Annotated in this window: 6 protein-coding genes; 5 read left to right on the forward strand and 1 reads right to left on the reverse strand. The window is 44.4% G+C overall.

Annotated elements, in window-relative coordinates:
• Positions 1-164 precede the first annotated feature (164 nt).
• Positions 165-950, forward strand: coding sequence for a hypothetical protein (locus ACMQ5W_RS08440; protein WP_419024789.1), 786 nt, complete (start codon positions 165-167; stop codon positions 948-950).
• Positions 951-987: 37 nt separating this feature from the next.
• On the opposite strand, the gene ACMQ5W_RS08445 is transcribed toward ACMQ5W_RS08440, so the two are convergent.
• The gene (locus ACMQ5W_RS08445) at positions 988-2,478 is read right to left on the reverse strand and encodes a PLP-dependent aminotransferase family protein (RefSeq protein ID WP_419024790.1); all 1,491 of its coding nucleotides are present in this window, start codon (positions 2,476-2,478) and stop codon (positions 988-990) included.
• A 174-nt stretch (positions 2,479-2,652) separates the two neighbouring features.
• Here ACMQ5W_RS08445 and ACMQ5W_RS08450 point away from each other — a divergent pair, with 174 nt between their 5' ends.
• The 4 genes from ACMQ5W_RS08450 to ACMQ5W_RS08465 all read left to right on the forward strand — a co-directional run bounded on the left by ACMQ5W_RS08450 (position 2,653) and on the right by ACMQ5W_RS08465 (position 6,035).
• Positions 2,653-3,846 carry an amidohydrolase family protein gene (locus tag ACMQ5W_RS08450; RefSeq protein WP_419024791.1) on the forward strand — a complete coding sequence of 398 codons (1,194 nt, stop codon included), beginning with the start codon at positions 2,653-2,655 and terminating at the stop codon, positions 3,844-3,846.
• 15 nt (positions 3,847-3,861) lie between these two features.
• Positions 3,862-5,133 carry an MFS transporter gene (locus ACMQ5W_RS08455; RefSeq protein ID WP_148493500.1) on the forward strand — a complete coding sequence of 424 codons (1,272 nt, stop codon included), beginning with the start codon at positions 3,862-3,864 and terminating at the stop codon, positions 5,131-5,133.
• 341 nt (positions 5,134-5,474) lie between these two features.
• Positions 5,475-5,729, forward strand: coding sequence for a DUF5674 family protein (locus ACMQ5W_RS08460; protein WP_419024792.1), 255 nt, complete (start codon positions 5,475-5,477; stop codon positions 5,727-5,729).
• Positions 5,730-5,732: 3 nt separating this feature from the next.
• Positions 5,733-6,035, forward strand: coding sequence for a hypothetical protein (locus ACMQ5W_RS08465; RefSeq protein WP_419024793.1), 303 nt, complete (start codon positions 5,733-5,735; stop codon positions 6,033-6,035).
• Positions 6,036-6,367 lie beyond the last annotated feature (332 nt).

The raw sequence follows: 6,367 nt of genomic DNA on the forward strand, positions 1-6,367 counted from the left end.
AGAGCATTCCTTAATGCTTTTCCTAATAGATTTTGTGCAGATTTTAAAAAAAGAGGCAAAAAGCACAAAACTATCGTGACAATTCTTTTTGTAGTTGCATTTGCATAGATGTTCATGTAAAATAATGTAAATAATAGAATAAATTAGAAAGGATGCTGCCAGAAATGCTAAATAGTAAGGATTACGCAGTCAGAGATCTGGCTTTACAAAAGAAGATACGCAATATCTTTGTACAGCAGTTACGAGGGCTGCCACAGGGAGGGCTGGCGACGAATAAAGTGAATGGAAAAGTTTATTATTACCACGTCATCAATGGAGAAAAGTGTTATCTCGGTACTGGAGACAATCCCATAGTCCAAAAACTCCAAAAAAAGCATTTCATTGAGACGTCCATCAAACGGATCGATAAGAACTGCAGGCTCATGAATCGGCTCATAACAGGGTACGCCAGTGTCGACCCGGAGGATATCATGGAAGCTTCGCCCCGTGCCTATCAGTTGCTGCCAAAGTCCTGCTTCGCTATGGTTGGAATCAACAATCAGAGGGGGTGGGGCTATGAATCCTACGAACGGTACATGGGCTATCCGGAGCAGCTCAACAATAAAACCCTGAAAGGAGATTTTGTTCGATCAAAATCAGAAGCGATCATCGCCAATATGCTATTTGTAAAAAAGATCGAGTACCACTACGAAGAAGAGCTTGTGCTGGGAGAATACACCTTTGCACCGGACTTTAAAATTGCAGTGAAGAGCCAACGGAAATGTAAACTGTTGGAACACTTTGGCCTGATTGGCGATAAAGACTACAGGGATACCTGCATGTGGAAAATTCGAACTTATCTGGAGTTTGGCTATCGGCCATATGAAGACATCCTTTTCACCTATGATGATAAGGACGGCCATATCAATACGGTGGATATCGACAAGGTCATCGAATCATTTTGCAGATAAAGAACTGGATATCCGTTCTCCCAACTGCGGCTGCCGCTTAACCTCGACTGGCTCTGACCGCTTCGGACAGCCGTTCGATGCCTTCTGTCAGTTCATCCGGACTCACATTGCCATAGCAGAGCCTTACCAGGTTATCTCCCTTACTCCTGAAAGGAAAGAACAAATTGCCGGGCATGTAGGACACGCCAAGCTCGTGGGCTTTGCAGAGCAGTCTCTTCGGATTGATGTTCTCATTGATACGGCACCAAAGAGAAGTGCCGCCCTTTGGCACAGTGAATCTGTAGTCGATGTCTTCCGTTTCTGCTAACGCCTTGCAGAGGAGATCACGGTTTTGTCTGCCGAACTGACAGATCCGCTCAATGGAATCATAGATATAGCCTCGGCTGATAAACTGGCTTGCGATGTATTGATTGAGGGGGCTTAAAAATATCTGTGTATTTTCCATAATCGTGGAAAGTTTTCTGGTAATCTTTTCGGGCGCGACCATGTAAGCAGTCCGGATGCCTGGACAGATGGTCGCAATGAAAGAATTGATATAGATGACATTTCCTATAGTATCAAGGGCCTTCAGAGAAGGAACAGGGTTTCCTTCGTAGCGGATGACAGAATCGCAGTCCTCTTCAATGATGGGAATGTCGTACTTGTAGGAAAGTTCCAATAGTTCATAACGCCGCGACAGACTGAGTACGCTGGACGTAGGAAAGTGAAAGGTAGGGATGGTGTAGATCAGTTTTGGACGATATTTGACAATCAGTCCTTCCAGGTATCGCGTTTCCATACCTTCTTCGTCCATCGGTATGGTGATGACGTTGATATCCATGAACTGAAAGGCCTGCAGCATGTCAGGAGAAATGGGCTCTTCGGCGATGATCGTATCGTGGGATGATAAAAAAATCTTGGCCGCAAATTGAATGGCTTCATAGGTTTCTGAAACCACTTGGATTTCCTTTGATGATACGTGGATGTTTCGTCGTTTCAAAAGTCCTTGGATGCTGGCGATCAGCTCCGGCAGCCCTTGAGCCGGCGAAAAGCCGTACCAGTCGAACCCATCGACGCCGCTGAGTTCTTTTACGATTTCGTTCAGCTGGTCTCTGGGGTAGAGTTCCTTTGAAATAATATCTGCTGCCAGGGAGATAATCTTTTGCTCGGATTTTGCCAATCCATCATTATAAAACAGTTCACTGAACAGAGTATCCATCTGCAGGTACTCGTCTTTGAGCATAAAGCTCAGGGCGCCAGGGTATTTGCGGCTGGAAAAGCCTGTAACCTTCTTGTATTCCTCTTGCTGGCTGTAGGTGACAAAATAACCTCTGGGTGACACGGAGGACGTGATGAGTTCTTCTTTAATCAGTTCTTCATAAGACCTGATAATCGTGTTTCTGTGGACACCCGTTTCTTTAGCCAGTTCTCGCTCTGGAGGCAGCTTGAATCCGCTGACCAGCTCACCGGAAAGAATTTGTTTCTTTATGATGTTTTTAATCTGCATATATATGGGCGTGCCCATCTGCCTGTCGATGTGAATATTCATTTTCCACTATCCTCTTCATTCCTAACCTTCTTTGGACTTATTATAATCTTTCAGAGCACTTTCGTAAAGTAAAATTTGGACTAGAGACAAAGGTACCATTTGGCACTTTATCGACAGAGAAAGACGGAGTATGATAAGAAAAAAGAAAATTCGGAAAAAGAATGGAGGATCATCATGATTGTGATACGCAATTGCAGATTGGTAAAAGAATTAACAGAGGGTTTTGATGGCACCTTTGGAGATGTATATATCGAGAAAAATAAAATTGCGGACATCAAGGAACCGGGAAGCTGTCACTTATGTGATGATGATTTGACAGAGGTGGACGGCAGGGGTAGAACGCTGATCCCGGGTCTTTTTGAAATGCATGCCCATCTGTACGGCTTTATCTATAATCCTTATGAACTGCAATGCGCTACAGAAGGGAAAATCGTATTCGGTGCACTGGACTTTGCGGGCGAATACCTGAAACAGGGGTTTACTACCATCAGAGACTGCGGAAGTTCTTATAACTGTGCGGCATCAGTGAGGGACGCCATCAAAGCTGGCATCGTCAAAGGGCCGAGAATTGTATCCTGCGGACTGATTATCACACCGACAGAAACAGGAAACGACACCTTCAGTGATCTGTATCTGGAAGCCGACGGGCCGGAGGAGATGAGGAAGGCCTGCCGAAAAGAACTGCAGAAGGGAAATGATTTTATCAAGCTGATGGTCAGCGGCGCTTTTATGAACGAAGGGGCCGACCCGGGAATCCAGGTGCTGGAACCTGAGGAAATCGAAGCAGCCGTGTCGGCAGCCGCACGGAAGGGAACTTACGTCTGTGCCCACTGCCACGGAACGGACTCCATCAAAGCAGCTATTACTGCGGGAGTACGCACGGTAGAACACGGAACCTTTATCGACGATGAGGGTATCGAAATGCTAAAAAACAACGCGAATACGTTTCTCACACCGACAGGAGCGGTTGGACTGTACTGTCTGGACGAATCGAATCCGGACGTATCCGTTGAGCTGCTGGAACTGAGCAAAGAAGCTGCAGAAATCGAAATTGCCAACATCAACAAGGCTTATCACGCAGGACTGAAGCTTGGTTTTGGCTCCGACATCGACTTAGTCGCCCTGCGGAAACATCCAGGATATGAGTTTATCGCCAGAAAAGAGTACTACACTTTTGATGACCTGGATATCCTGCTGCAAGCTACTAAGAACAGCGCCGAGATCATGGGCTTTGGAGACTGCCTGGGAACGGTCAAAAAGGGCAAGCTGGCTGATTTGGTCTTGGTTGATGGAAACCCCGATGAGGATATTTATGTGATGACAAAGCCGCCGGTCCACGTAATGAAGGACGGCGAGATACTCGTGTAAGAAAGGAAGTTCACAATGGATAAGAATATCTCGATAAGGAAAAAACTATTTCTCGCCTGTATGGTGACATTTTCCAGCATCGTACTGCTGATTCCCTACCTGGCTTACGACTTTTATAATCAATTTCTCAATACTTACGGTGTCACCGATACGCAAATGGGGTGGCTCCTGACTGCTTATGCCGCATCTGCTGTACCAAGCTACTTCATCGGCGGCTGGATTGCTGATATCATCAATCCGAAGAAGCTTGTCATCGCATCCTGTGTGACGACGGCTCTGGTATCCTTCGCTGTAGCCATGTGCAGCTCTTTCCTAATGCTGGCATTGCTGTTCTTTTGCTTCGGCATTACAGCCATTACACTCAACTGGAGCGCCTATTTGAAAATCGTCAAAATGCTGGGAGGCGATGACGAACAGGGCAGGCTCTTTGCTATGACTGATATCGCATATTCTATCATGTCCCTGGTGCTGCAATACGTAGTTTTGGCAATTATCACGTACGCCCTGGCTGATAATCCCAATGGCTTTAAAATCGCCTATGTCATTTATGGCGTACTGAGTATTTTGGTCGCTGCAGCGATCTTCTTCCTGATACCGAACATGGAGTATGAGAAAGAGGGCAAAGGAATCAAGGAGGATCTCCGCCTTTTAGGACATGCGGCCAAACTGCCGATTACCTGGTATCTGGCAATCTTTACTCTAGGTTATTTTCTGATCAGATCAGTGATCCCATATCTCAATCCATATCTGACGGATGCTTATGATCAAAGCATTCCGTTTGCACAGGCTTTTACGGCTGCAATCAGAACGGGTGCGCTGATGATCTTTTCACCTATCGGCGGGATGCTCAGGGACCGCATGGGACAATCCGCCAGCAAGCTGATCAATCGCTTTTCCCTAGGCTGCATTTTCTTCTCCCTGGTCATGATGTTCATTCCGCAGGGAAAGCAGTACGCCGTCTGGATTATGGCGGTAGCGGTTCTGGTACTGATTTGTAACGCGATGATGTCTAATTTCCTCTACACCTTGGTTACGACAGCGGCAGTTCCTGTATTATATGTAGGAAGTGTCTATGGTATCGCATCTGCCATCGGTTATTCTTCAGATTTGTGGCTCTATATCGTCTGCGGTAACTGGCTGGATTCCATGGGAAATGACGGATACAAGTATATCTGGCTGGTAGGGGCAATTGGCGGACTGATGATGCTGGCTATGGGTATCGCCGTGGCGAAGAGATATGGAAGTGGTCGTGAGACGGAAACGGACAAAGGGGAGCAGGCCGCATAGCTTTCTGCTCCTGCCCGCACTCCGCGGCTATGTTGAATTTGCGATTCCGCCTGGTCAAAGAAAGGCGGCTGCATAGTAAAATAAAGCTTGAAGAATCCATATGGTGCAGTGCTGTGTGGATTTTTTTCTAGAGACAGAAGTTTATAGTAGTGTCTATTTTTCAAAAATGATATAATAAAACCGTCAGGAATATATGTAAAAATCTTACAGCACATATATTCAACTGCGTTTTGAAAACCTTTTAGTAAGATGGAGTGAAATGGAATGATTATTTTAACTAAAAAATAAGATTAGGAGCATTAGATAATATAGAACCGGAGACATATTTTGATGATCTTTTTATGACAAAGGCAGTCGTCGATCTTGATAAGGAATTGCTAGCAGTCAATGCAGAGTTTCATTCTGATTTGGAACAGATGCTTTTGGAAGAAGGTTCAAATCAAAGTTCGTTATATGGCATCAATATATATTATGATAGTGGAGAAATAGAATTTGATTCCTTGATCAACCCGCCAAGAAATCAAGAAGCAGGTTATCCGAGAGTAGGTCGCTACGTAGCCGACTCGGCTGCCAGAGAAAAAAGAAGGAGTTGTTAGAAAATGGATAGAACTTTAACTTGGTTTACAATGCCTGTAGGTATACAGCTTGCGAATATTGGGAGTGAAGTAAACAGAGCGATTCAGTGGAGAAGGCGAGGGAATGAACAGCGCGCTGCCAATTTCTGCAATCAGGCTATAGAATTTTTGGAGTTGATAAAGGAAGACCCTAAAAATAAATATAGAAAAAATGAGCTGGACTTTTGCATTGAAGAGCTTAAAGACTATTTTTTAGGGGAAAACATTTGGCAGACAACTGATGAAGCATTAATGAAGTATTACGATTCCTTTATTTGCGAAGACTGATAAACTGAGAATTTCTGAAGAAGAATTTTATTGACAGTGTGGAAGGAACATTAACTAATATAAAATAGCAGACGCTAATAGATAAATTTGGGAGAGAACTGATGGCGAATAAATTATGAAAAAAGTTACCAGTTTGATGTTTTTTATGATTGTTAAAAGAGGGAAGTTACAAGAAAGTTACAAGTCTCTTTTTCTTGAAACTTGACTTCTCCCAAAGAAAAAGAGAGCCATTTCTGACTCTCCATATCTTCTAAGTATTGAATTTCTAACGCTTAGGCTTAGCCGAAGTATCTCTTTAGAAGTCCTGCGAATGCAGCACCATGTCTTGCTTC

The organism is Emergencia sp. (assembly GCF_048465375.1).
Taxonomy (GTDB): domain Bacteria; phylum Bacillota; class Clostridia; order Peptostreptococcales; family Anaerovoracaceae; genus Senimuribacter.

Coding starts and splice junctions, on each gene's coding strand:
- ACMQ5W_RS08440 (WP_419024789.1), top strand. CDS start 165: ATGCTAAATAGTAAGGATTACGCAGTCAGAGATCTGGCTTTACAAAAG.
- ACMQ5W_RS08445 (WP_419024790.1), bottom strand. CDS start 2,478: ATGAATATTCACATCGACAGGCAGATGGGCACGCCCATATATATGCAG.
- ACMQ5W_RS08450 (WP_419024791.1), top strand. CDS start 2,653: ATGATTGTGATACGCAATTGCAGATTGGTAAAAGAATTAACAGAGGGT.
- ACMQ5W_RS08455 (WP_148493500.1), top strand. CDS start 3,862: ATGGATAAGAATATCTCGATAAGGAAAAAACTATTTCTCGCCTGTATG.
- ACMQ5W_RS08460 (WP_419024792.1), top strand. CDS start 5,475: ATGACAAAGGCAGTCGTCGATCTTGATAAGGAATTGCTAGCAGTCAAT.
- ACMQ5W_RS08465 (WP_419024793.1), top strand. CDS start 5,733: ATGGATAGAACTTTAACTTGGTTTACAATGCCTGTAGGTATACAGCTT.